This is a genomic window from Winslowiella iniecta, from assembly GCF_001267535.1.
GTDB classification, from domain to species: Bacteria; Pseudomonadota; Gammaproteobacteria; order Enterobacterales; family Enterobacteriaceae; genus Erwinia; species Erwinia iniecta.
Genome location: NZ_JRXE01000018.1, coordinates 40,421 through 63,375, shown reverse-complemented (window position 1 = coordinate 63,375; position 22,955 = coordinate 40,421). Strand labels below are relative to the sequence as shown.

The following is a 22,955-nucleotide window of genomic DNA, read 5'->3' as shown; positions in this document are numbered from 1 at the left end:
CGAGTTATCCCTGATTAATCTTTGCAGTATTCAGTGATGGAGCAACAGCCGGGCTGGCTGCTACATGCTGGTGCTGTAACACAAATGACGCCAGGCTATTGACACTGCGCATATAAGAAGGATCATCACCAACGGAAACGCGAATTCCAAACATCTCATCTAATAAAACCATCAGCTCGGTTGCATCAACGGAATCCAGTTTTAATCCATGACCAAACAGTGGTGTATCATCATCAATTTGTTCCACGCGCTGATAAAGGTTAAGACGCTCAATTAACCCCAGCTTGATTTTCTCCAGCACAACTTTTCGTTTTGCTATTTCGCTTTGATATTCCATATCACCTCTTACTTAATCCATTATTGATGTTAACGCCCCGAACGCTCACTCTGTTTATTTTCGCTACGGTAATTAATAATCCTTCCGCAGCTGGCAATATGGCGCCCAACGCGCGCCTCAACGTTATAATGACAGAACCCCTTTTCATCTACGGCTGTGAGCTGACTGGTGACATATAAACTATCCCCAGGAAAAACCACATGTTTAAACTTAATATTTTGTGCAACCAGATAACCAATAATACGCTTACGTTCAGCGATGATTGTTGCGACGCCACTGTCTGTAGTCAGTGCTTTTGCCACATCATCAAAACTGACCAGCGCTTTTCTCCACTCGTTTTGATAACGATCGGTAAAATCATTCAGCAGGCTTAAATATTCACTGGCCTGACTGAATACTTCCGCAATCATCACGCCTGGCATCACCGGGTTATCAGGATAATGCCCTGTTATATAAGGCTCATTAAACGTCACATGCTTAACCACAGTAATCGAAGCATTCTCTCCAGGCTTATAATCGGCAATACGATCAATCATAAATATGGGTGCACGCCAGGCACCAATCTGAAGCAATAAACTGGCCGACACCAGGCTCTTATCTAATCGGGACATCCTTATTCCTCATCAGTTAACGCATCACTAAACCGCCATCTACCACCAGCGTCTGACCAACGATAAATCCGGAAGCCGAAGAGCTTAAAAAAGCTATGGCATCGGCTATCTCTTCTGCGCGCCCAAGGCGCTTTAACGGTGTGGCAGAGACAACAGTCTGCACAATTTGACGCGGCACCTTTTTCACCATTTTTGACTCAATCATGCCCGGCGCTACCGCATTAATCCGGATACCTTTCGCTGCATATTCGGCCGCCAGAGAACGCGTCAGACCATTTATTCCCGCTTTGGCCGCGCTGTAGTTAACCTGACCAAAACTGGCGGTCACCCCAGCCACAGAAGAGACGTTTACCACCGTCGCACCTCTGGCACTGCGCAACATCCCCAACAGCGATTTACACAGGTTAAAAGTGCCGTACAGATTCACCTTGATCACACGGTCAAACTGTTCATAGTTCATAGCGCTAAACAGATTATCACTGCATAACCCGGCATTATTCACCAGCACATGCACACAACGGATCTGCTGCTCTAATTCAGCAACCAGTTTCTGCACCTGATCAGCATCCGTAATATCACAGCTTTTAATGATTAAATAATCGCCACGGGGATGGCTGCTTTTAAGCTGTTGCAGCATATTCTGGTGACTATGCGCCACAGCGAACACCTGACAATTGAGATTCAAATATTTTTCACAGATTGCCAGGCCTATATCACCATTAGCACCAGTAATAACCACGCTTTTATCTGATAAGTCGGGGTAAACAGACATTCAACATCCTTTGTCGACATTTATTAACGGGTGAATACCGCAACCGCAACGGCATGGCTCTGGCAGTGTGAAATGCTAAGTGCCGAACGTGTATATCCGCATTGTAAATAACGAATCTTAAACGCCCCACTAAAATGATAAGCAGGTGCGCCATCTTCATTATGCTGAATCTGAATATCATAAAAAGATATACCATCCCGGAAACCGCTACCCAGCGCTTTTACCGCTGCTTCCTTGGCTGCCCATACACCGGAAAAACGATGGATATTTTCGTGCACATCTCCCAATCTCTGCTGCTCTTCATCACTTAATACCCGCGCAATAAATCCAGCACCACTTCGGGATACCGCCTGTAATATCCGGCTATGTTCGACAATATCAATCCCAATATTCATATTATTTACTGAATGTCAATTTTAAGCGTTGCCATCGCGTTAAACGGTCCGGTAGCAGGGGTTACGCCTGTGGTACTGACGGGATAAGTTTTAATGGTTGTGCTCGCAACCTGTGACTGATAGTCAAAATTAATCGGCATACGATCCTGGTTCGGCTTAATAATCGCCCCCTGTTCATTTTCGATCACCACGCCAATATTACTGTTATTGGTAGCAATAGCATTCGGATAACTGGAATCATTACGCGCTTCAAAATATAATTCCAGCGTAGCTCCATTATCAATATTATTGCAATTAAACGTTAACGAATAGCTACGCGGAGTAAATCCATCAGGTTTCTGCCCCTGTTGATTAAACTTCGAGGCATGCAGTGAGCCGAAATCAACATTAAGCTGATTACCCTGAAGATCACAACCTTGCACCACAGTCACTCTTCCTCTCATCGTGACGACACTAACCAGCGCAGAGTTATTTTCAGGAACCTGATTGTCAGTCGCAGCGTAGATTCTGGCCAGTTCGACAAGGGGGATATCACGTATGCCCACAAAAGCTTTCAGAAACCTCAGCGTAATCGTCCCTCTTGAGCCGGTTTCAAACCCGGTGACATCACTGTTACAGCGCAGGGGAACCGCACCCGGAGCCTGACTGTATTGATTGCTCAGGTTAGTAAACGGCACCGCTTTGTAGGCCAACAAGCCACCTTTTACATAGATCTCAGTCGCAGCTTCAAGGTATTGATCGAGGACGATATAGTACCCAGGCGACCCCTCTGGCAGCGTGCTTTTTGCCGTGTAATAAACATCATAGTATGTACCGCTGTTACACAGGCAATGCATACTGTACTCACCTCCGGTGGCGCTCCAGTCATGCGGCGGCAGAGTAAGGCCGGGACGGTTATCATCCGGCGATGTCAGGCTGGGCGTATAAACAAACTCATACCTCTTTACTCCACCGGCGGGGCTACAAGCGCCAGCATAAGCCTGGGCACTGATCGCCATCAGCAATAATCCTGATAATATTTTCGCAATAGATAACATATTTATTCCTGACCCTGCTGGCACTGTTGCTGCGACAGAGTAATTAACGGTGTTGATGATTTAATTTCCGCTGGCAGATGATAATTGACCGTACAGGACTGAGTCCTGTCCTGCCCCCACTTCACTTTTAATTGCCCTTTTTCTGGTAATCCGGTGAGATAAACCTGACCGCGTTCATCGACAATGGCCGCCAGCGGCTCTTTGGCACGATCATCGACTAGCGACACCATGGCACCAAACGGCACCAGCTTGCCGTTAGATTGGTGCAGAGGCATCATCACACGATGTCCGACACGGGTAGCAAACTCGGCCCTGACGACTGCTCCACGGGTAGGAACCACATCTTTAGCCGTTTCCAGTAGCTCCGCGTTATTATCCAGTGAGGTGGCATCAACCCGGATACGCGTTTCGCGATAGGCAACCGACGAAGGAACCACTGCATAGCCACGCCAGTCGGTGCTTACCCCGCTGTTACTTAAGACGCGCAGATGACTGGCACCCGGTGCTTTAACCAAAGCAACGGTCTCATTCAGCGACTGCGATAAGGTGACCCCATCCTCATGGCCCACGACGCCACCACGCAGTCCATAGGTGAATTGCTGCTGATTAGGGTTATAGTAATAACCTAACTGGCTGCTACCTTGAGTTCCGCTGTAGGCCAGCGAAGCATTGCCACTGGCACCGTTTCCGTTATGACTGTAGCTTTGCTGCACGCTATAGCTCAGATTGTTATCTTCTAATAATGAGCCACTAACCCCTGCCTGCTGTGTTGTCTGACCACCACCGCGGGTTAATGAATAGTTGGTCCAGACCGGTCGACGCAGCAAATCATCAATCGGCACCGACATACTAAAAGACACAATGTTGTCGTTACTGGCATCATTGCGCGACGACTGGCTAAGACTGTAAGAAAGTGCATAGCTTATCCCCTGCCAGTTGCCGTTATAGCCGGTCTGCATTGACAGCTGGTTGCGGTTTCCATCCCAGTAATCCTGACGACTGAGGTTAAAAAATACCGAACCGTTATCACTGACTCTCTGGTTAAGCGAACCCTGAAGCTGGCTGCGTTTACGATAAGACGAGGAGGTGTTTGGATTCTGATGATCCAGCCGCCCATTGGCCTTCATTGCTTCATCAAAGGTATAAAAGCCCTCGGTAGAATAGCGGTAGCCCAGCAGGCGAAAGTGGGTGCCACTTTCAGCAAAGGATTTGGCATAAAGGAAACGCAGCGACTGCCCGTCACGCCGTCCGTCACTATTATGCAAATCGGCCAGTGATTGGGTGATATCAAAAGAAAGCGCCCCGAAAGAAGCGAAATTCTTGCCCAACCCCAGTACCGCTGACTGGTACTTCTCCGCCCCCAGCGCACCGCCATACAGTGTCATTCCCAGCGGTGAGCCCCACATCAGAGATCCCTGGGCGAAATTGCTGCTCTGACGATCATTGCCTCCGCGATACTCACCGGCAGCCAGGTTATATTTTATTCGCCCTTCACGCTGCATAATCGGTAAGGCGGAAAACGCCTGAATATAGTGCTGAACCTTGCCATCCGCCTCAGTGATGGTGACATCCAGATCACCACTTGAAGAGGTGGGAAACAGATCGGCAATAATAAACGGTCCGGGAGGGACATAAGTCTGATAAATAACATAGTTATTCTGCCGGATGGTCACCTGGGCACTGGTCTGAGCGATGCCTCGAATAACGGGCGCGAACCCCCGTAAACTATCCGGATACATGCTGTCATCGGAACCGAGTTGCACACCGCGAAACTTAATACTGTCGATAATCTCGCCCGGCGAAAAACTATCACCGACCGTGAGTTGCGACTTCAGCGCGACAATATTGCGTTGCAGATAACTGTTAATGGTTTGCCAGCTGGCGCCCCGTGGCTGGTTATACCAGGTAGAATAATTGCGCAGTCGCCATGCTCCAAGATTCAGGCCACTGCGTAAGTTAAGATATTGTGATCTGCCATTACCGCTGTTTTCGCGCTTTAGCTGTTCACTCCCGCTAAAGCTGTAATCGAGCAGTGCGGCAGGAATACCGTCATCCCAGCGTGAAGGATCGACCTCACCACGGGCAGTTCGTATCATTGATGCCTGTGGAAAGCTCAAATTAAGCCGTTGCTGAGAAAACACAAACTCAGCCGCAGATTGCGGAATGATTTTCTGAAAAGGGACACAGGCTTGCTGCTGGTATTTTTCATCCCTGAGCGCTGCAAAAGCCTCGACCATTACGCCAAACTTTTTTAATTGCGCCAGATTCAGACAGGGTTGCAACTCATCATTGGCAGAGTTTTCAGAGTGGCTGAAAATGAACTCCTCCGTGTAACCACTGTAGCTTCCGTTGACATAAACGGCGACCCGATAGGTACCGGGTAGCTGTGCCTGGGGGGAGAGCGTGAAAGCGCTCAAATCCGCCACTGCATTCTGGCCGTTAATATTTTCCAGAAAACTCGGGTTATACGTTGTCGGTGTCGCCGCCAGTGACGGCACATAAATAACAATATAACCAACTAACAGAGAAAGTATAAATCGACTCTGTTCAGGGATAGACAAGCCTTTCATATCATCATTCCTTGATGCATATTATCTTTTTTTATTTTTATTGAACCACGCCCTGATAAGCGGACGTATTCCCGCCAAAGTCATTAATGACGCCATATTTAACAACACTCCCGCGCCTGATAAGTTTTTTATTGCTATTCGGTATAATTAACGTGTCTTTAGCCGCGACAAAGTCGACTTTCCCCATCTCCCCACCATCAACCGTCACCCGCGAAATCACCACTGCGTAAGCACTGTCATTGATCACCTGTAACTGGTCACCGTTCAGTTTCCAGATTAGCTTGCTATAAGCATCCTCAGGCTTACCCGGAATACCCTCTGGGCGATAGAATAGTTTCATCCGCGTTTTAATTGCCAGCTGCAGGGTATTTTTGTCGCTCTCCGGTGCCGGGGGAATGGCTTTAATGCTAAGCCAGTAAACAGACTCGCGATCGCCAGGCATCTCCTCTTTGACTCGGACAATACGCAACATATTCTCTTTTTTGCCATCAAGGCGAAAAAGCGGCGGAGTCACAATAAAGGAATCGCTCTTTCCCCCCTTCTCATCTTCAACCCAGGACTGGATTAAATAAGCAGCACTGTAATTATTTAGCACTGTCATTGATGCTTCTTTACTTCTGGCATCATAAATTACACGCGTTGCCCCCACCGAAATACCATTCGCCAGAGTGGCAGAAGCAAAGAGAAATGAGAACAGAAACAATGAGCTGCGCCAGATACTCATAATATATCCAATCAGATAATTATTATACAGGCCGGGAAGGACATTCCGCCCGGCCTTACCGAAAGTGATAATCTAATAAACCATCACGGGTTACTGATAGACCAGGCTGAACTGAGCTGTAGCATTACCGGTACCCGGAATAACAGCAGCTGCGGTGGATACATAGCTGGAAATGAAGCGTAATGTTGTTTGCCCAGGGGCAAGATCAAATACAGCACTTGGCACACCATTATTAATTCGGGTGTTAGTTCTGTAATCGGCAATTTCTACCCCAACGTTTTTCGCCGCACTGGTCGCCAGTCCAACACCGAACAAGGTACTGTTACCTGTTCCTGGCCCCGGCACCGGGTCACCGTCGAACTGTATAGTCACCTTAGTCAGTGGATCAGTACCGCTAATATCACAATTCTCCAGCTTGATACTAAACGGCTGTGGGTCGGATTTACTGCCGACTGCCGTGAATTTTGCCGTGCGTACCTGCCCCAATTGCACTGTCTGGTTAAGATCACCAATAATGACATTACATGGCGCATTAACAATGCTACCAGTGAAGTTAACTGTGCCGTCTGCTGCAAAAGCCTGTTGAGCCATTACTAATGCCGCTAGCGCCCCAAGAGTAGTAAATACTTTTTTCATCATTCATCCTTGTATTTTATTTAGTCGCGGTTGCAGAGATACCATTGAAAAATGACATCCACCAGAAATCCTTTCCTGATAATTCAAGCAAGAATTTTTGCTGGATTCATACTGCAACAATGCGCGGGTTAATCGAACCTACATGCTTTGTATTTTGGCTATCCGATGCCGGTAAGGATTCTAGGCCAGCGAAACAGGAAAACTCAACCGGCACTAAACATAAAAGCGATCAAACCCGGCCTAAACAACATAAAAAACTGATTAAACACCTACCACTCACCTTTAAAGAGAGGAACAGATATCCTTTGCAGCAAAAAAGACCAGAAAATACATTTCAGATAATACAAAAATTGGTTAAATCAGTTTTTCCTTGGTTTTTTTCATCTTTAATAATAAGAGAAGTCTTAAAATAACCATCAAAGACTTTATACCAGGATTTCCCGCCTGCTGACTTCATCTGTTACAGGCGGCCATCCGGAATAATTAATTAAAATTCATTGACAATACTCTGTCACCCAGACTAAATAACACCAAGCCCCAGCTCTAATTAAGTTCACCTGAAAGAGTGGTTAATTAATCCATGCCGTTATTATATCGGTTAACTTTTTATAGATAGGATTCGAATTTATAGCCAGGTAATAATATGTTCAATATCATGTCTGAACAATTTTTGGGTTACTACATTATCTTTGACAATGGTATATCGATGATTTTTGTCAGTCATAGCGGCAGTCTTATCCGGCTGGAGGAAAAAAAAACCTCCTCGATTAAGCTGAAAGGGACAAATAAACTGCTGTTAGAGTATCTGCTGCGCAACGGTTTTGGCGAAACCATCAAGAAAGAGGATTTACTCAGGCACGTCTGGGATGAAAACAACCTGAGCTCGTCCAGTCAGCGTATGTGGCAGGTGTTTAAAAGCCTGAAAAGTAAAATAGCCATCCTCAATTGCCCCGCTGATTTCATTGTTTATACCAAAGGGGTGGGTTACTCGATAGAAAACGTCCATGTCAGTAAACTCTGGTATAACGTGTAGTCTGCCTGTCTTTACCGTTCGCTACCGAAAATTACGCATCACTACGCGCAATAAGCTGCTGGCCGGAAAGGCGATTAATCAATGCTTCGCCATCAGGCCATTCCCCGAATCCTGCGGCGGTGTGCAGATGACCCGCCCCCGGAAGCGTGATTAAACTCGCCCCCCAGCTTTCGGCAAGTTGTCGGGCTTTGCGGTACGAAAGAAACTCATCGTTATCACTGCAAACCACCGTGGTGGGAAAAGGCAGTGGCTGAAAAGCAAGCGGGCGCTGAACAATAATATCCTCAGGGATATCAGGACTATCCACATCGGCTGGAGCGACTAATAAAGCGCCAGTGATGCGATCGCAGTGATATTTTTCTGCCCACTGGCTAATGGTGACAGCACCGCAGCTGTGACCAATCAGGAATACCGGTCCCTCAACACTGTCGATAGTTTCATTTAATCGTTGCATCCATGGCTCCCTTTTTGGTGAAAACCAGTCATCCTGCTGCACCCTCAGCACCCGCTGATACTTTCTTTCAATGTGAGACTGCCAGTGCTCGGGCCCGGAATTGGTATAGCCGGGCACGATGATAAAAGTCACCTTCATGCTCATTAATTCTCCATGTTAATTTTAATTTGAGTTAATACGCCATTTATGTGCTGTCCGTAAATGGTTATAACGTCTTTTGTTAATTAATTTAACCGCAATAATGATAAAAATGCCGCCGCGGGGCCCCTTCCCGTTAAATTGAAAGATTAACGCCCGTGCGTTATTAATTATGGCAATGTTTAACAGGTATAATAATGGCAATGAATTTGCGCGTTTTAAGCCAGGCAGTAGGTTTAGCCCTGGTTGTTGGCAGCACCTCTTTCGCAGCCCAGGCTGAAATCACGGTATTAAAGCAAGATCCGCAGGCTGGCGATCCGCTCAGCCGTCTGAACTTTACCGTCGGCGGCAGCATCCGCGCACAGTTCAACAATATGACCGGTGACGGTGATAAAGGCTCATACAAGCGTAACGGCTTCGACGGCGGTACTCGCTTCCGCTTCGCCGCTGACTACTACCTGTTTGATGATATTAGCTGGGTCAGCTACTACGAGTTAGGCGTCAATGTTCCGGCACTGTTTGACTGGGATAATCACCACGCCGACGGTGCCAACAATACCAGTCGCCGTATGCTGTATACCGGCCTGAAAAGTGATACCTGGGGACAGCTGACCTTTGGTCAACAGAATAGCGTTTACTATGATGTGGTTGGCGCTAAAACTGATATCTGGGATTACGATATGATCGCCCAGGCATCAGGTAACGGTATTAATGGTGATTACGACGGCTCTTACCGTTCACGCAAAATGCTGAAGTATAAAAACAGTGTTGGCGATGCCGACCTCTACGCCTCTTATCTGTTCAGCGACAATGAGTACCTGCCGGGCAACGGCCTGCGTTATAAGCGTAAAGGCGGTGGTTCACTGGGTGTGAATTATCACCTGACGCCGGATCTGAGCTGGGGTACTGCGTGGAACTACACCCGTGCAGAGATGCGTAACCCTGCGGACAGTAACAGCAAAAAGTACGACCAGAACATCGTCGGTACTTCTCTGAGCTGGAAGCCAGACAACTGGACACTGAGCATCGGCGGCGGTTGGTATAATAACTTCCTGACGACGAAAAAGGCTGATGTGGCTAACTCTTTCGCTGGCGATGCCTGGGGAATCGAGTACTTTGCCGGTTATGCCGTACCAGTCGGTCAGTATGCAGTGAAATCCGTTATGCCTTACTTTATGGGCGATCGTCTGGAGTACGTCAACGGCCGCGATTATCAGCGTATTGATAATGGCCTGGGTGTCGCCGTCCAGTTTGATTACGGCTTCCGCGTTGATGTCGAACATGTATTGACCTCCAGCACCGACAACCTCGGTGATATGACGCTGGTGCGCGTACGCTACGACTTCTGATAAATTAGCGGCCCCTCGTCAGGAGGGGCAAGACAAGATAAAAAGCTGCCGTCAGGGAGCTTTTTATTCTTCCCCGGTTTTAACTCGTCTCCTCCTTACTGTTTACAGTTCAATTTTGCGGCATGCTTTCAGCTTTTACCTGTGACAGTCGATTGCTCCCCAGGCTAGTATAGCGCGCGTAGCCTGAACCCAGGCTTTAGCGCCTGATGCCGGGTTCTGCCTCCAGGCTTCATCATTGATCGTTGTGCACGATAAAGATTTGCCAGCCGCTTTGCCTGTCGGATAAGCTCCACTTTATAGACCAACTGATTGATTTACTTGAGCGGAATGATGACTGCTCAACCGGTATAATTGAATAATTTTTGACAGGACACTGTGATTGCTAATGATGACAAAGAAATCACAATTAACTTTAATTTCAATGGACTGGAAGCGGTAAACTTATGAACAGTACTGACAAACTCGACGCCCACACCCCAATGATGCAGCAGTACCTGCGCCTGAAGGCCGATCATCCGGATATCTTACTGTTTTACCGTATGGGTGACTTCTACGAGCTGTTTTATGACGATGCCAGACGTGCATCGCAGCTGCTGGAAATCTCTCTGACCAAACGCGGTGCATCGGCAGGTGAGCCGATTCCAATGGCGGGTGTGCCTTATCATGCGGTGGAAAACTATCTGGCCAAGCTGGTTCAACTGGGTGAGTCAGTCGCCATTTGCGAACAGGTTGGCGATCCGGCGTTAAGTAAAGGGCCGGTGGAGCGTAAAGTGGTACGCATCGTCACGCCAGGTACCATCAGTGATGAAGCTTTGTTACAGGAGCGCCAGGACAATCTGCTGGCCGCAATCTGGCAAGGTTCGCGCGGTTTTGGTTATGCCACTCTCGATATCAGTTCAGGCCGTTTCCGTCTGGCTGAACCGACCGATAAAGAGACCATGGCAGCAGAGTTACAACGCACTAATCCGGCCGAACTGCTCTACCCGGAAGATTTTGCTGCGATGGAGCTGATCGACAATCGTCGTGGCATGCGCCGCCGCCCACTGTGGGAATTTGAGCCGGATACCGCGCGTCAGCAGCTGAACATGCAGTTTGGTACCCGCGATCTCAGTGGCTTTGGTGTTGAGCAGGCGCATATGGCGCTACGTGCGGCAGGTTGTTTACTGCAATATGTGAAAGATACGCAACGTACCTCGCTACCGCATATTCGTTCGCTGACCATGGAACGCCAGCAAGACGGTATCATTATGGATGCCGCGACCCGACGTAACCTCGAGATCACACAAAACCTCGCCGGTGGCATTGAAAATACGCTGGCTTCAGTGCTGGATCGTACCGTAACGCCAATGGGCAGCCGCATGCTTAAACGCTGGCTGCATATGCCGGTACGCGATGCGGCAGTGATCAATAACCGTCAGGAAAGTATTGAAGCGCTGCTGGAAAGCGGTTCAGAGCTGCAACCGTCATTACGTCAGGTGGGAGATTTAGAGCGAATTCTGGCTCGTCTGGCTTTGCGTACCGCCCGTCCACGCGATTTGGCGCGCATGCGCCACGCTTTTCAGCAGCTTCCTGATTTACGCGCGTTACTGGAAACCAGCAAAGTAAAACATCTGCAGACGCTCCGCGAGCAGATGGGTGAGTTTGACGAGCTGCGTGACCTGCTGGAACACGCAATTATCGAATCACCACCGGTGCTGGTACGCGACGGTGGTGTGATTGCACCCGGCTATAATGCTGAGCTGGATGAGTGGCGAGCGCTGGCCGATGGCGCCACCGATTACCTCGATCGACTGGAAATTCGTGAACGGGAAAAACTCGGGCTGGATACGCTGAAAGTCGGATTTAACGCCGTGCATGGTTACTATATTCAGGTCAGCCGTGGACAGAGCCATCTGGTGCCGATCAATTACGTTCGCCGCCAGACGCTGAAAAATGCCGAACGCTACATTATCCCTGAACTGAAAGAGTACGAAGATAAAGTGCTGACCTCTAAAGGGAAAGCACTGGCGCTGGAAAAAAGGTTATATGAAGAGTTGTTCGAGTTGCTGCTGCCGCATCTGGAAGCGCTACAGCTCAGCGCGGCGGCGCTGGCCGAACTCGACGTCTTAGCCAACCTTGCTGAGCGCGCCTGGACACTGAATTACAGCCGCCCGACCCTGAGTGATAAAACCGGGATTAAACTTACTGCTGGCCGTCATCCGGTAGTCGAACAGGTATTAAAAGAGCCATTTATTGCCAACCCCCTTGCCCTGTCACCGCAGCGCCGGATGCTGGTCATTACCGGCCCGAATATGGGAGGTAAAAGTACCTATATGCGTCAGACCGCGTTGATTGCGCTGATGGCATATATCGGCAGCTTTGTACCGGCGGAGCAGGCAACCATTGGCCCTATCGATCGTATTTTTACCCGTGTCGGTGCGGCTGACGATCTGGCATCGGGTCGATCCACCTTTATGGTGGAGATGACTGAGACCGCCAATATTCTGCATAACGCCACTGAATACAGCCTGGTGTTAATGGACGAAATTGGTCGCGGCACTTCAACTTACGATGGGCTTTCGCTGGCCTGGGCCTGTGCTGAAAGCCTTGCCAATCGCATTAAAGCGATGACGCTGTTTGCCACTCACTATTTCGAACTGACTACCCTGCCGGAGAAAATGGAAGGGGTGGTTAACGTCCATCTGGATGCGATTGAGCACGGCGATACCATCGCCTTTATGCACAGTGTGCAGGAAGGCGCGGCCAGCAAAAGTTATGGTCTGGCGGTAGCGGCACTGGCTGGGGTACCGAAAGATGTGATTAAACGCGCGCGTCAGAAGCTGAAGGAGCTGGAAACGTTATCAGGCAGTGCGTCAGTATCCAGTGCCGATGGCCCGCAGTTGCCGCTGTTGGTGGAAGAGACCTCACCGGCAGTTGAAGCGCTGGAGGCGCTGGATCCAGATTCTCTGTCGCCACGCCAGGCACTGGAATGGATTTATCGACTCAAATCTCTGGTGTGACCAGGTTTTATTCAGGCAATAAAAAAGCGGTGGGATTAACCACCGCTTTTCGCATTTACTCATCGTGGATTAAAGCCTGCCTGTTTTACTCACGAAACAACGCTTCAATGTTCAGCCCTTGTGTCTGCAAAATTTCACGCAGACGACGCAGACCTTCAACCTGAATCTGACGTACACGTTCGCGGGTCAGTCCAATTTCACGACCCACATCTTCAAGCGTTGCCGCTTCATAGCCCAACAGGCCGAAACGACGAGCCAGTACTTCACGCTGCTTGGCGTTCAGTTCGAACAGCCATTTAACGATGCTTTGTTTCATATCATCGTCTTGCGTGGTGTCTTCCGGACCGTTGTCTTTCTCATCGGCCAGAATATCCAGCAGCGCTTTTTCAGAGTCACCGCCTAACGGTGTATCGACTGAAGTAATGCGTTCGTTGAGACGCAGCATACGGCTGACATCATCAACAGGTTTATCGAGCTGTTCAGCAATCTCTTCCGCACTCGGCTCATGGTCAAGCTTGTGAGAAAGTTCACGTGCTGTACGCAGATAAACATTCAGTTCTTTTACAATGTGAATCGGCAGACGGATGGTACGGGTTTGATTCATGATCGCCCGTTCAATCGTCTGTCGAATCCACCAGGTGGCGTAAGTTGAGAAACGGAACCCTCTTTCCGGGTCAAACTTCTCAACGGCGCGGATCAGACCGAGGTTACCCTCTTCAATCAGATCCAGCAGCGCCAGACCACGATTGCTGTAACGACGGGCAATCTTCACCACCAGACGTAAGTTACTTTCAATCATGCGGCGACGAGACGGTACGTCACCGCGTAGTGCACGGCGAGCGAAGAAAACTTCTTCCTCTGCCGTTAAAAGCGGAGAATATCCAATCTCTCCTAAATAGAGCTGCGTCGCATCCAGGACTCTCTGTGTCGCACCCTGCGACATCAACTCTTCTTCAGCTAAGTCATTATCACCAGGTTCGTTTCCGACAAGAGCCTTCTCGTCAAAAATCTCAGCTCCGTTCTCGTCGAATTCCGCGTCTTCGTGTAACTCGTTAACTTTCAGCGTATTCTGGCTCATAAGCGGCTCCTACCCGTGATTCCAGGGCAGAACACCAATCTTCAGGGTTCTGCCGGTTTATCGCTGCGGTAAATAACGCAACGGGTTGACGGATTTCCCCTTGTAACGAATTTCAAAATGCAATCTAACTGAACTGGTACCTGTGCTGCCCATCGTCGCAATCTTCTGTCCCGCTTTCACTTCTTGTTGTTCACGGACCAGCATTGTGTCGTTGTGCGCGTAAGCACTCAGGTAATCATCATTATGTTTGATGATTATCAGATTACCGTAACCGCGAAGAGCATTACCTGCGTACACCACACGCCCTGAGGCAGTGGACACAACAGGCTGTCCGCGCGACCCCGCAATATCGACCCCTTTATTGCCACCTTCGGAAGCAGAGAAGTTGTCGATGATCTTACCATCAGTAGGCCAGCGCCATGTTCCAACCGGAGTGGAACTATTGGAGGTGCTACTGACTGTCGGAGCGGTAACCGGGGCTGTTGTCGTTGCAACAGTTGTTCCCGACGAAGGCAACATTTTGCCTCCACTTGATTTACCAGAATCCTCAGAATACGTAATAACGGGTTGCTGTGCAACCGTTGGCGCTTTAATTTGCGTTGCGCTTGGTGGCGTCTGCACGCCGCCCTGCGTTGCATCGGCAACCGTAATGGCATTGCCGCCAGTAATCGGTGAACCGGAGCCGTTACCGACCTGCAAGGTCTGGCCAACGTTAAGGCTGTAAGGTTCAGGCACATTGTTGCGCTGGGCTAAATCACGGAAATCGTTGCCGGTAATCCAGGCAATATAGAACAGCGTATCGCCACGTTTGACCGTGTAGGTGTCGCCGCTATAGCTACCTTTGGGAATATTCCCGTAAGCGCGGTTATAGACGATACGACCATTCTGCGTCTGCACATTGGCGCCGGATGAGGCCATCGGGGTGGCTGGCGCGCTTCCCGATATCATGCCACCACGGCTGGCAGGCTGGCTGCTCATACCGGAGTTACTGCCTACGGAGCTGATAGGGGCCTGTGTTGAGTCGTTAGAGCAACCTGCCAACCAAAAACCAACAAGTGAAACGGCCGCAATACGGCTTAATTTAAAAACTGGGCTTCCCGTGCTCATTTATCCCCCGTGACGGCAAAACTGTGACCAATTATTGGCTTAAAACCGGGTGGCTCACGCAACGCGTGGCGTTTGCCCGGCATCTACAAACTGGTAGATAACAATGGATACTAACAATATCAACACCACCGTGCCATTACGCAGTTGTGTATAAATACTGAGAAGGGTGGCTGACGCATAACTTTATGCCAAATCGCCCTTAACCAGTGGAACAAAACGCACCGCCTCGACAGTATCGACAATAAACTCCCCGCCTTTACGTCGAATGCGCTTTAGCGCTTGCTGCTCTTCCCCCACCGGCAACACCATAATGCCGCCTTCGTCGAGTTGCGCCAGCAGTTCTGGCGGAATTTCCGGCGGCGCGGCAGTGACAATAATCGCATCAAATGGTCCGCGTGACGGCCAGCCTTGCCAGCCATCACCGTGGCGGGTGGAAACATTATGTAAATCAAGCTGCTTAAGCCGCCGTTTGGCCTGCCATTGCAAACCTTTAATCCGTTCGACCGAACAGACATGCTCGACCAGATGCGCGAGGATAGCGGTCTGATACCCTGAACCGGTGCCGATCTCCAGTACCCGCGAGGTCGGTGTCAGCTCAAGCAGCGCGGTCATTTTCGCTACCGTATAAGGCTGCGAAATGGTCTGGCCTGAGCCAATCGGTAACGCCACGTTTTCCCAGGCTTTATGTTCAAAAGCCTCATCGACAAAACGCTCACGCGGCACCTCTTCAATTGCCTTTAGCAAACGCTCATCGTCAATGCCCTGCTGACGCAATTGCGTCAGCAACGTATCAATACGCTTGCTCACCATTCCTTATTAACTCCGGCTTTGGTTAACCAGCTGGAGAGCACATCCTGCGCGCCGTGCGCAGTTAAATCGACGTGCAGCGCGGTGACCGAAACATAACCTGCATCGACCGCAGCAAAATCGGTATCCGGGCCGGCATCAAACTTATCGCCAGGCGGGCCGATCCAGTACAGCGTATTGCCGCGCGGATCCTGCTGCGGAATCACTTGATCGGAGGGGTGACGGCTACCACAGCGTGTCACGCGAATTCCTTTAATCTGATCGAGCGGCAGATCCGGCACGTTAATATTCAGAATGCGCCCGGTGCGCAGCGGTTCACGCTGCAATGCGCGCAGAATTGAACAGGTAATCGCCGCGGCAGTGTCGTAATGCTGATGACCATCCAGCGATACCGCCAGTGCCGGTAAACCGAGATGTCGCCCTTCCATTGCCGCCGCAACGGTACCGGAATAGATCACGTCATCGCCCAGATTAGGCCCGGCGTTGATGCCTGACACCACAATATCCGGCTTCGGCTGCATCAGGGCATTAACGCCCAGATAGACGCAGTCGGTTGGCGTGCCCATCTGCACGGCAATATCACCGTTGGGGTAAGGAAAAGTGCGTAATGGTGTTTCCAGCGTCAGTGAGTTTGATGCGCCGCTCCGGTTACGATCGGGCGCGACAATCTGCACGTCAGCAAATTCACGCAGAGCTTTGGCTAAAGCCTGAATGCCCGGCGCATGAATACCATCATCGTTACTCAGCAATATCCGCATCGTCACCTTCTTGTTCGAGGATTTCACGCACTACGCTGGTGGCAAAGCTACCGGCCGGCAGCCAGAAATTCAGCTCTACCGTAACATCATCCCACCAGTTCCAGCGTAGCTCGCGCGGGATAACTAACATCGCACGACGTGCCGCTTCAACACGTTCACGCTCAAGCAGTGTAATCAATTCTGCCTCTGCTGCCAGGCACTGTTGTTCAAATGCCAGTGCTGCATCACGGCTTCCCCATTCGCCACTGCCCGGCAGCGGCGCGGTAATACGCAATTCATTATTATCAACGCGTTGCTGCAACGTCTCAAATTCCGTCTCTTCAGCGACAAACCAGCTGCCGCGGCCGGTGAGCTGTAACGCATCACCTGCCATCACTTTACACAATGATTGCTGCTGCACCAGGCGCTCACTGACAACCTGATTAAACATGGCACTGCGCGCCGCTGACAACAAGAAACTGCGCTTATTGCGCTCACGCACGCGAATTTCATCCGCCGCCCAGCGCCGCGCCAGCGTCAGGTTGTTACCTTCATGGCCAAAGCGTTGCAGGCCAAAATAGTTTGGTACACCCGCCTGACGAATCTGCTCCAGCCGCTGTTCGACCGCATCGCGATCGCTTACCTGACGCAGAATCAGTTTAAAAGCATTGCCTTGTAACGCGCCCGTTCGCAGTTTGCGACGATGGCGCGCGCTTTCCAGAACTTCACAGCCTTCCAGCTGGAAGGTGCTCATCACTGGCGTCTCTTTACCTGGCAGACGCAGGCAGAACCACTGTTCGGTTACCGCATGGCGATCTTTCATCCCGGCAAAGCTGACGTCACGGGGATGAATACCGGCAAATTTAGCCAGCGCTTCGGCAACAAAGCGGGTATTACAGCCGGTTTTGCGCAGGCGCACCAGCAGCTGCTCGCCGTCGCCATCCGGGGTATATCCCAGATCTTCGATCACCACAAAATCTTCGGGGTTGGCTTTCAGCTTACCGCGTGCTGCTGGTTTACCGTGCAACCGGCTCAGATTCAACATATCCATTAAGACTGCGCCTTCACAAGCAGCGCCACCGCTTCACAGGCGATGCCTTCACCGCGCCCGGTAAAACCAAGCTTTTCGGTGGTGGTGGCTTTGACGTTGACGTCATCCATATGGATGCCCAGATCTTCCGCGATATGGATACGCATCTGTGGAATATGCGGCAGCATTTTGGGTGCCTGAGCAATAATGGTCACATCCACATTACCGAGTCGATAGCCTTTTTGCTGAATTTTATTCCATGCCTCGCGCAGCAGCTCGCGGCTGTCCGCGCCTTTAAACGCCGGATCGGTATCAGGAAACAGTTTGCCAATATCCCCCAACGCCGCGGCGCCGAGTAACGCATCCGTCAGCGCATGCAACACCACATCGCCGTCAGAATGCGCCAGCAAACCTTGATCGTAAGGAATTCGCACGCCACCCATAATCAGCGGGCCTTCGCCACCAAAAGCATGGACATCAAAACCGTGACCGATACGCATTTTGCGCTCTCCTTAATTATTTAATTGAGTCAGATAGAACGCGGCCAGCGCCAGATCTTCTGGCCGCGTGACTTTTATATTATCGCTACGCCCGACCACCAGCTCAGGATGATAGCCGCAATACTCCAGCGCCGACGCTTCATCGGTGATGGTTGCGCCTTCATTGAGCGCGCGCAGCAAACAACTGCGCAGGAGTTCAAGCGGGAAAAATTGTGGCGTCAGCGCATGCCATAACGCCTCGCGATCGACGGTGTGGGCAATCGCCGCGTTGCCCGGCTCCGCGCGTTTCATGGTGTCACGCACTGGCGCGGCAAGAATACCCCCGACGCGGCTGCGGGGCGCAATCGCCAAAAGGCGCGCCAGATCGTCTGCATGCAGACAAGGTCGTGCGGCATCATGCACTAACACCCATTCGGTGCGACCGGCAGCGTTAAGTCCGGCCAGAACCGAATCGGCACGTTGGTAGCCTCCGGTGACCGTAGTAATGCGCGCATCCCCGGCAATCGCCAGTTGCTGAAACTGCACATCCTCAGGACTCAGCGCCACAATCACACGCGTGACTGCCGGATGTGCCAGCAAGCTGGCAATACTGTGTTCAAGGATGGTTTGCGTGCCAATGGTCAGATACTGCTTGGGACACTCAGACAGCATGCGGCTGCCGATACCGGCCGCGGGAACCACGGCGATAACGTCCGGAAAGGAACCTGCAATGTTGGTCATTATTTATCGTTATTGGTTTTGAGCAGCCTGTTGCGCGTTTCGTCTGTTTTGATCCGGCACAAGGCGATAGAAAGTCTCGCCGGGTTTAATCATTCCCAGCTCGCTACGTGCGCGTTCTTCAATCGCTTCCGAACCGCCGTTCAAATCGTCGATTTCGGCAAAGAGCTGATCGTTACGCGCTTTTAGTTTGGCGTTATTCGCCTGCTGCACCGCGACGTCTTCATTGACGCGCGTATAATCATGAATGCCGTTCTTGCCCAGCCAGAGCGAATATTGCAGCCAGCCTAATAGTACAAGTAACAACAGCGTAAGTTTACCCATCCCCGCCCCCTGAAAAACGGCTCAATCATCCCATAACTTCTCGCCCGACTCCACTACACAGGCGAAATTGAACTGCTTTATCAGAGCAGCGCCCAAAAGTACTGCAAACAGCGCTTGCCTGACCGCTAATGAAAATGTATTTTTATGCACTTAAAATGCATAAGTAAGAACATTTATATTACCGGGGGAACACATGTTAAAAAGATTTGCTCTAATCGGCACCCTGCTGGCGCTGCTGACCTCTGCCGCTCAGGCGGAAACCTGGGTGGTGGGTTCAGGTGGTACTTATCGTCCTTTCGAGTTTGAGAATAGTCAAAAACAGCTGGAAGGCTTTGATATCGATATTATTAAAGCGGTGGCCAAAGCGCAAAATGCTGAGGTTAAGCTGATCAACACGCCATGGGAAGGCATTTTCGCCACTCTCGGTTCCGGCGATCGCGACATTATTATTTCCGGCATTACCATCACCGATAAACGTAAACAGATGGTGGACTTCTCCGCGCCTTACTTCCCGGCAGAACAGTCCATCGTGGTGCCAAAAGATTCAAAAATCGACTCACTGGCGGCGTTGAAAAATGAAAAAGTCGGCGTGGTGAACTCCAGCACCGGCGATATCGTGGTTTCCGACGTATTAGGCAAAAACAGCACCGCAATCAAACGCTTTGATAACACTCCGCTGCTGCTGCAAGAGCTGTTTGAAGACGGTATCGGTGCCGCAGTCGGCGACGTCGGTGTGGTGAAGTACTACATCAAAACCCACCCGGAAAAGCAGTTTAAGCTGGTGCCTGACGCCAAATTTGAACGCCAGTACTTCGGTATTGCGGTAGCCAAAGGTAACGATGCACTGCGTGAAAAAATTAACGCTGGTCTGAAAACTATCGTGGCCGATGGCACTTACGCCAAAATTTACAGCGCCTGGTTCGACAGCAACGTACCAGTACTGCCCGCAGAATAACCTCTCTTTTTCGCCGCCGCGTGCGGCGAATTCTCTTTACAGGATTGTGGTATGACAGGATTTCGTTGGGAAATCATTCAGGAATATATGCCGCTGTTTATCGACGGCGCGATGATGACCCTGAAATGTACGCTGATCTGTGTGATCACCGGTACGCTCTGGGGTCTGACCCTCGGCTTAGGCCGACTGGCGCAGGCTCCGCATGGCCCGTGGAAATTTATTCTGCGCTATTTCGTTCAGTGGCCGGTACGCATCTACATCAGCGCCTTTCGCGGTACGCCGCTGTTTGTGCAGATTATGGTGGTGCACTTCGCGCTAATTCCACTGTTTATCAATCCACGCGACGGCTTGCTGGTGACCAGCGGGCTGATGTCATCTGACGTGGCGCGTACTCTGCGTTCTGATTACGGCGCGTTTCTCTCCTGCATTGTGGCGATTACGCTGAATGCCGGTGCCTATGTGTCAGAGATTTTCCGTGCCGGTATCCAGTCAATTGACCGCGGTCAGATGGAAGCGTCCCGTTCACTCGGTATGCCGTATGGTCGCACCATGCGCAAAGTGATTTTGCCGCAGGCGTTCCGCCGCATGCTGCCGCCGCTGGGCAATAATGCCATTGCGATTGTGAAAGACTCCTCGCTGGCTTCCGCCATCGGCCTCGCCGATCTGGCCTACGCCGCGCGTACCGTTTCCGGTGCCTATGCGACTTACTGGGAACCCTACCTGGTGATTTCACTGATTTACTGGGTATTCACCTTCCTGCTTTCGCTGCTGGTTCAACATATGGAAAAGAGGTTCGGCAAAAGTGATTCACGTTAATAATTTGCAGAAACAGTTTGGTGAAAACCTCGTACTGCGTGGCATCAGCTGCGACATTAATCCGCAGGAAGTGGTATGCGTTATTGGCCCATCAGGCTCCGGCAAAAGTACGTTTCTGCGCTGTCTGAACGGGCTGGAAAGCATTGAAGGCGGCAGCGTTGAGGTCAACGGCTTTGCGGTGCATGATGTCAAAACCAATATTAACCAGCTGCGCGAATCGGTCGGCATGGTGTTTCAGCGCTTTAATCTGTTCCCGCATATGACGGTGCTGGAAAATCTGATTATGGCCCCGATGGAGCTGCGCAAGCTGTCGCGCAAGGCGGCTATCGAGCAGGCGAAAGTGCTGCTGGCAAAAGTCGGACTGAGCGACAAGATTGACGCCTGGCCAAACAGCTTGTCCGGCGGCCAGCAACAGCGCGTGGCGATTGCGCGGGCGCTGGCGATGGAGCCAAAGATCATGCTGTTTGATGAACCGACGTCGGCACTCGATCCTGAGCTGGTCGGTGAAGTGCTGGCGGTAATGAAAACGCTGGCGCAGGAAGGGATGACGATGGTGATTGTCACCCATGAAATGGCCTTTGCCCGCGAAGTGGCCGATCGGGTGATGTTTATCGATCAGGGCGTGATTCAGGAAATGGGTCATCCCGAGCAGCTGTTCAGCGCGCCAGTTAACCCACGTACCGCATCATTTCTCAGCAAAGTTTTGTAACGCTGTAACGGCGAATACGGGTCATCACAGGGGCGGCGAGAACGTCGCCCTTACAAAATTGATCGCACTCACCAGCCGGTCAGATACGAAAACACCAGCCAGAACAGACATACCACCAGCAGTGCAGTAAGGATTAGCGTCCAGATTAAACGCCCGCGCAGAAGCAAATTCATCGCAATACCCACCAGAACCGAAACCGGCAGCAGAGCAAGAAAGAAAGGCCAGGTGTAGAGGAAGAAAAACAGCGTGTTGGAGCCGTAAAGCACAAAGGGAATCGCCAGCGCGAACCAGTAAGCAACAAAGCCAATGACCCCACCGGGGAATGACCAGCCGTGCTCTTCCTGATCACCTTCATCTTTACGAGCAAGCATGGGGGTAACGTTCTGCATAAGTATCCTGTTGACGCGTTGTCGGCTCGCTCTCTGGCGTTAATAATCCTTATTTATTCGGGCCGCAGACAGTTGGCGAACCAACCGACCTGCAACCTGAAAAATGACGGATTAGCCGTAGCTATCTCAGGACTTGATAATATCGCGACCACGCAGCACGTCTAACAATTGCGCTATCAATTTTGTTACCAATTGTTCACCATCAAGATGGATTTCTGCCTGCTGCGGCGACTCGTAAGCCGCATCAATACCGGTGAAGTTGCGCAGTTCACCGGCGCGGGCCTTTTTGTACAATCCCTTCGGATCGCGCGCTTCGCAGATGGCTAATGGCGTATCAACGAACACTTCAATAAAGCGCCCTTCACCAAGCGCATCACGCACCATCTGACGCTCGGCGCGATGCGGAGAGATAAACGCTGTCAGGACCACCAGACCGGCATCCACCATCAGTTTTGCCACTTCACCGACCCGACGGATATTCTCTTTGCGATCGTCATCGCTGAAGCCTAAATCGCTGCACAGTCCATGACGCACATTGTCACCGTCCAGCAGATAGGTGCTGACGCCCTGCTGGTGCAGCGCCTGCTCCAGCGCTCCGGCCACCGTTGATTTACCCGAGCCCGAAAGCCCGGTAAACCACAACACCACGCCCTGATGACCGTTCAGCGTCTCCCGTTCCGCACGCGTTACCGCGTGCGAATGCCAGATGACGTTTTCATCATGTGTGGCAG

The 22,955-nt window shown here is 50.9% G+C and carries 26 protein-coding genes; 7 read left to right on the top strand and 19 right to left on the bottom strand.

The genetic code is table 11. The features are described 5' to 3' along the window. Window positions 1-4: 4 nt before the first annotated feature. The 8 genes from NG42_RS13710 to NG42_RS13675 form a co-directional block, all read right to left on the bottom strand. Window positions 5-337, bottom strand: a complete 333-nt coding sequence (locus NG42_RS13710; protein ID WP_053115845.1) for an acyl carrier protein — start codon at window positions 335-337, stop codon at window positions 5-7. 29 nt (window positions 338-366) lie between these two features. Then, complete coding sequence (locus NG42_RS13705; protein ID WP_241488358.1) at window positions 367-873, bottom strand: ApeI family dehydratase; 507 nt, start codon at window positions 871-873, stop codon at window positions 367-369. Window positions 874-964: 91 nt separating this feature from the next. Beyond that, window positions 965-1,720 carry a 3-oxoacyl-ACP reductase FabG gene (gene fabG, locus NG42_RS13700; protein WP_052900022.1) on the bottom strand — a complete coding sequence of 252 codons (756 nt, stop codon included), beginning with the start codon at window positions 1,718-1,720 and terminating at the stop codon, window positions 965-967. A 23-nt stretch (window positions 1,721-1,743) separates the two neighbouring features. Continuing rightward, window positions 1,744-2,115, bottom strand: a complete 372-nt coding sequence (gene acpS, locus NG42_RS13695) for a holo-ACP synthase (protein ID WP_052900021.1) — start codon at window positions 2,113-2,115, stop codon at window positions 1,744-1,746. Between the two features lie 5 nt (window positions 2,116-2,120). Then, window positions 2,121-3,152, bottom strand: coding sequence for a fimbrial protein (locus NG42_RS13690; RefSeq protein ID WP_052900020.1), 1,032 nt, complete (start codon window positions 3,150-3,152; stop codon window positions 2,121-2,123). 2 nt (window positions 3,153-3,154) lie between these two features. Further along, entirely contained in the window at window positions 3,155-5,722 is a 2,568-nt protein-coding gene (locus tag NG42_RS13685) for a fimbria/pilus outer membrane usher protein (protein WP_052900019.1), read from the bottom strand. Between the two features lie 37 nt (window positions 5,723-5,759). Continuing rightward, the gene (locus tag NG42_RS13680) at window positions 5,760-6,446 is read right to left on the bottom strand and encodes a fimbrial biogenesis chaperone (RefSeq protein ID WP_053115844.1); all 687 of its coding nucleotides are present in this window, start codon (window positions 6,444-6,446) and stop codon (window positions 5,760-5,762) included. A 90-nt stretch (window positions 6,447-6,536) separates the two neighbouring features. Then, window positions 6,537-7,082 carry a fimbrial protein gene (locus NG42_RS13675; protein ID WP_052900018.1) on the bottom strand — a complete coding sequence of 182 codons (546 nt, stop codon included), beginning with the start codon at window positions 7,080-7,082 and terminating at the stop codon, window positions 6,537-6,539. Between the two features lie 44 nt (window positions 7,083-7,126). Here NG42_RS13675 and NG42_RS22695 point away from each other — a divergent pair, with 44 nt between their 5' ends. Together NG42_RS22695 and NG42_RS13670 are read left to right on the top strand one after the other, a co-directional pair. Beyond that, a complete protein-coding gene (locus tag NG42_RS22695) occupies window positions 7,127-7,495 on the top strand; it encodes a hypothetical protein (RefSeq protein ID WP_156322127.1) in 369 nt (122 codons plus the stop codon). Between the two features lie 230 nt (window positions 7,496-7,725). Continuing rightward, complete coding sequence (locus tag NG42_RS13670; protein WP_053115843.1) at window positions 7,726-8,115, top strand: helix-turn-helix domain-containing protein; 390 nt, start codon at window positions 7,726-7,728, stop codon at window positions 8,113-8,115. Between the two features lie 31 nt (window positions 8,116-8,146). Here the strand turns inward: NG42_RS13670 and NG42_RS13665 are convergent, their stop codons facing one another. Then, entirely contained in the window at window positions 8,147-8,707 is a 561-nt protein-coding gene (locus NG42_RS13665; RefSeq protein ID WP_052900060.1) for an RBBP9/YdeN family alpha/beta hydrolase, read from the bottom strand. 197 nt (window positions 8,708-8,904) lie between these two features. On the opposite strand from NG42_RS13665, the gene NG42_RS13660 reads away from it, so the two are divergent. Together NG42_RS13660 and mutS are read left to right on the top strand one after the other, a co-directional pair. Further along, on the top strand, window positions 8,905-10,056 hold the full coding sequence (locus NG42_RS13660) for a porin (protein WP_052900017.1): 1,152 nt from the start codon (window positions 8,905-8,907) through the stop codon (window positions 10,054-10,056). Window positions 10,057-10,499: 443 nt separating this feature from the next. After that, window positions 10,500-13,055: a DNA mismatch repair protein MutS gene (gene mutS, locus NG42_RS13655; protein ID WP_052900016.1), complete on the top strand. Its 2,556-nt coding sequence runs from the start codon at window positions 10,500-10,502 to the stop codon at window positions 13,053-13,055. Between the two features lie 85 nt (window positions 13,056-13,140). Here mutS and rpoS read toward each other — a convergent pair whose 3' ends face one another. The 8 genes from rpoS to ftsB all read right to left on the bottom strand — a co-directional run bounded on the left by rpoS (window position 13,141) and on the right by ftsB (window position 19,355). After that, window positions 13,141-14,133 (bottom strand): RNA polymerase sigma factor RpoS, encoded by a 993-nt coding sequence (gene rpoS, locus NG42_RS13650; RefSeq protein ID WP_052900015.1) that lies wholly within the window; start codon window positions 14,131-14,133, stop codon window positions 13,141-13,143. A 57-nt stretch (window positions 14,134-14,190) separates the two neighbouring features. Beyond that, window positions 14,191-15,240 (bottom strand): murein hydrolase activator NlpD, encoded by a 1,050-nt coding sequence (nlpD, locus tag NG42_RS13645; RefSeq protein WP_052900014.1) that lies wholly within the window; start codon window positions 15,238-15,240, stop codon window positions 14,191-14,193. A gap of 183 nt (window positions 15,241-15,423) precedes the next feature. After that, window positions 15,424-16,050 carry a protein-L-isoaspartate(D-aspartate) O-methyltransferase gene (locus NG42_RS13640; protein ID WP_052900013.1) on the bottom strand — a complete coding sequence of 209 codons (627 nt, stop codon included), beginning with the start codon at window positions 16,048-16,050 and terminating at the stop codon, window positions 15,424-15,426. Next, a complete protein-coding gene (surE, locus tag NG42_RS13635) occupies window positions 16,044-16,805 on the bottom strand; it encodes a 5'/3'-nucleotidase SurE (protein WP_052900012.1) in 762 nt (253 codons plus the stop codon). Before surE ends, NG42_RS13640 begins: the two co-directional genes overlap by 7 nt. Further along, on the bottom strand, window positions 16,786-17,835 hold the full coding sequence (gene truD / locus NG42_RS13630) for a tRNA pseudouridine(13) synthase TruD (protein ID WP_052900011.1): 1,050 nt from the start codon (window positions 17,833-17,835) through the stop codon (window positions 16,786-16,788). The genes surE and truD overlap by 20 nt, the downstream gene beginning before the upstream one ends. Further along, the gene (ispF, locus tag NG42_RS13625) at window positions 17,835-18,314 is read right to left on the bottom strand and encodes a 2-C-methyl-D-erythritol 2,4-cyclodiphosphate synthase (protein WP_052900010.1); all 480 of its coding nucleotides are present in this window, start codon (window positions 18,312-18,314) and stop codon (window positions 17,835-17,837) included. Before ispF ends, truD begins: the two co-directional genes overlap by 1 nt. Before the next feature lie 12 nt (window positions 18,315-18,326). Beyond that, window positions 18,327-19,034 carry a 2-C-methyl-D-erythritol 4-phosphate cytidylyltransferase gene (ispD, locus tag NG42_RS13620; protein WP_052900009.1) on the bottom strand — a complete coding sequence of 236 codons (708 nt, stop codon included), beginning with the start codon at window positions 19,032-19,034 and terminating at the stop codon, window positions 18,327-18,329. A gap of 9 nt (window positions 19,035-19,043) precedes the next feature. Further along, window positions 19,044-19,355 (bottom strand): cell division protein FtsB, encoded by a 312-nt coding sequence (gene ftsB, locus NG42_RS13615; protein WP_052900008.1) that lies wholly within the window; start codon window positions 19,353-19,355, stop codon window positions 19,044-19,046. Window positions 19,356-19,548: 193 nt separating this feature from the next. On the opposite strand from ftsB, the gene NG42_RS13610 reads away from it, so the two are divergent. Genes NG42_RS13610 through NG42_RS13600 form a run of 3 tightly spaced genes read left to right on the top strand, consistent with a single transcriptional unit; the run spans window position 19,549 to window position 21,835 of the window. Continuing rightward, the gene (locus NG42_RS13610; RefSeq protein ID WP_052900007.1) at window positions 19,549-20,310 is read left to right on the top strand and encodes a basic amino acid ABC transporter substrate-binding protein; all 762 of its coding nucleotides are present in this window, start codon (window positions 19,549-19,551) and stop codon (window positions 20,308-20,310) included. 51 nt (window positions 20,311-20,361) lie between these two features. Beyond that, on the top strand, window positions 20,362-21,126 hold the full coding sequence (locus tag NG42_RS13605) for an amino acid ABC transporter permease (RefSeq protein ID WP_052900006.1): 765 nt from the start codon (window positions 20,362-20,364) through the stop codon (window positions 21,124-21,126). Then, window positions 21,113-21,835, top strand: a complete 723-nt coding sequence (locus NG42_RS13600; protein WP_052900005.1) for an amino acid ABC transporter ATP-binding protein — start codon at window positions 21,113-21,115, stop codon at window positions 21,833-21,835. The genes NG42_RS13605 and NG42_RS13600 overlap by 14 nt, the downstream gene beginning before the upstream one ends. 68 nt (window positions 21,836-21,903) lie before the next feature. On the opposite strand, the gene NG42_RS13595 is transcribed toward NG42_RS13600, so the two are convergent. Both NG42_RS13595 and cysC read right to left on the bottom strand, forming a co-directional pair. Continuing rightward, complete coding sequence (locus tag NG42_RS13595) at window positions 21,904-22,224, bottom strand: DUF3561 family protein (protein ID WP_052900004.1); 321 nt, start codon at window positions 22,222-22,224, stop codon at window positions 21,904-21,906. A 126-nt stretch (window positions 22,225-22,350) separates the two neighbouring features. Next, the coding region (cysC, locus tag NG42_RS23135) for an adenylyl-sulfate kinase (RefSeq protein ID WP_072133748.1) at window positions 22,351-22,955 on the bottom strand (605 nt) is incomplete at its 5' end.

Coding starts and splice junctions, on each gene's coding strand:
- NG42_RS13680 (WP_053115844.1), bottom strand. CDS start 6,446: ATGAGTATCTGGCGCAGCTCATTGTTTCTGTTCTCATTTCTCTTTGCT.
- ispF (WP_052900010.1), bottom strand. CDS start 18,314: ATGCGTATCGGTCACGGTTTTGATGTCCATGCTTTTGGTGGCGAAGGC.
- rpoS (WP_052900015.1), bottom strand. CDS start 14,133: ATGAGCCAGAATACGCTGAAAGTTAACGAGTTACACGAAGACGCGGAA.
- NG42_RS13660 (WP_052900017.1), top strand. CDS start 8,905: ATGGCAATGAATTTGCGCGTTTTAAGCCAGGCAGTAGGTTTAGCCCTG.
- NG42_RS13640 (WP_052900013.1), bottom strand. CDS start 16,050: ATGGTGAGCAAGCGTATTGATACGTTGCTGACGCAATTGCGTCAGCAG.
- ispD (WP_052900009.1), bottom strand. CDS start 19,034: ATGACCAACATTGCAGGTTCCTTTCCGGACGTTATCGCCGTGGTTCCC.
- surE (WP_052900012.1), bottom strand. CDS start 16,805: ATGCGGATATTGCTGAGTAACGATGATGGTATTCATGCGCCGGGCATT.
- NG42_RS13595 (WP_052900004.1), bottom strand. CDS start 22,224: ATGCAGAACGTTACCCCCATGCTTGCTCGTAAAGATGAAGGTGATCAG.
- NG42_RS13710 (WP_053115845.1), bottom strand. CDS start 337: ATGGAATATCAAAGCGAAATAGCAAAACGAAAAGTTGTGCTGGAGAAA.
- acpS (WP_052900021.1), bottom strand. CDS start 2,115: ATGAATATTGGGATTGATATTGTCGAACATAGCCGGATATTACAGGCG.
- NG42_RS13675 (WP_052900018.1), bottom strand. CDS start 7,082: ATGAAAAAAGTATTTACTACTCTTGGGGCGCTAGCGGCATTAGTAATG.
- NG42_RS13685 (WP_052900019.1), bottom strand. CDS start 5,722: ATGAAAGGCTTGTCTATCCCTGAACAGAGTCGATTTATACTTTCTCTG.
- mutS (WP_052900016.1), top strand. CDS start 10,500: ATGAACAGTACTGACAAACTCGACGCCCACACCCCAATGATGCAGCAG.
- truD (WP_052900011.1), bottom strand. CDS start 17,835: ATGGATATGTTGAATCTGAGCCGGTTGCACGGTAAACCAGCAGCACGC.
- NG42_RS13610 (WP_052900007.1), top strand. CDS start 19,549: ATGTTAAAAAGATTTGCTCTAATCGGCACCCTGCTGGCGCTGCTGACC.
- NG42_RS13690 (WP_052900020.1), bottom strand. CDS start 3,152: ATGTTATCTATTGCGAAAATATTATCAGGATTATTGCTGATGGCGATC.
- ftsB (WP_052900008.1), bottom strand. CDS start 19,355: ATGGGTAAACTTACGCTGTTGTTACTTGTACTATTAGGCTGGCTGCAA.
- NG42_RS13705 (WP_241488358.1), bottom strand. CDS start 873: ATGATTGATCGTATTGCCGATTATAAGCCTGGAGAGAATGCTTCGATT.
- NG42_RS13665 (WP_052900060.1), bottom strand. CDS start 8,707: ATGAAGGTGACTTTTATCATCGTGCCCGGCTATACCAATTCCGGGCCC.
- NG42_RS13605 (WP_052900006.1), top strand. CDS start 20,362: ATGACAGGATTTCGTTGGGAAATCATTCAGGAATATATGCCGCTGTTT.
- fabG (WP_052900022.1), bottom strand. CDS start 1,720: ATGTCTGTTTACCCCGACTTATCAGATAAAAGCGTGGTTATTACTGGT.
- nlpD (WP_052900014.1), bottom strand. CDS start 15,240: ATGAGCACGGGAAGCCCAGTTTTTAAATTAAGCCGTATTGCGGCCGTT.
- NG42_RS13670 (WP_053115843.1), top strand. CDS start 7,726: ATGTTCAATATCATGTCTGAACAATTTTTGGGTTACTACATTATCTTT.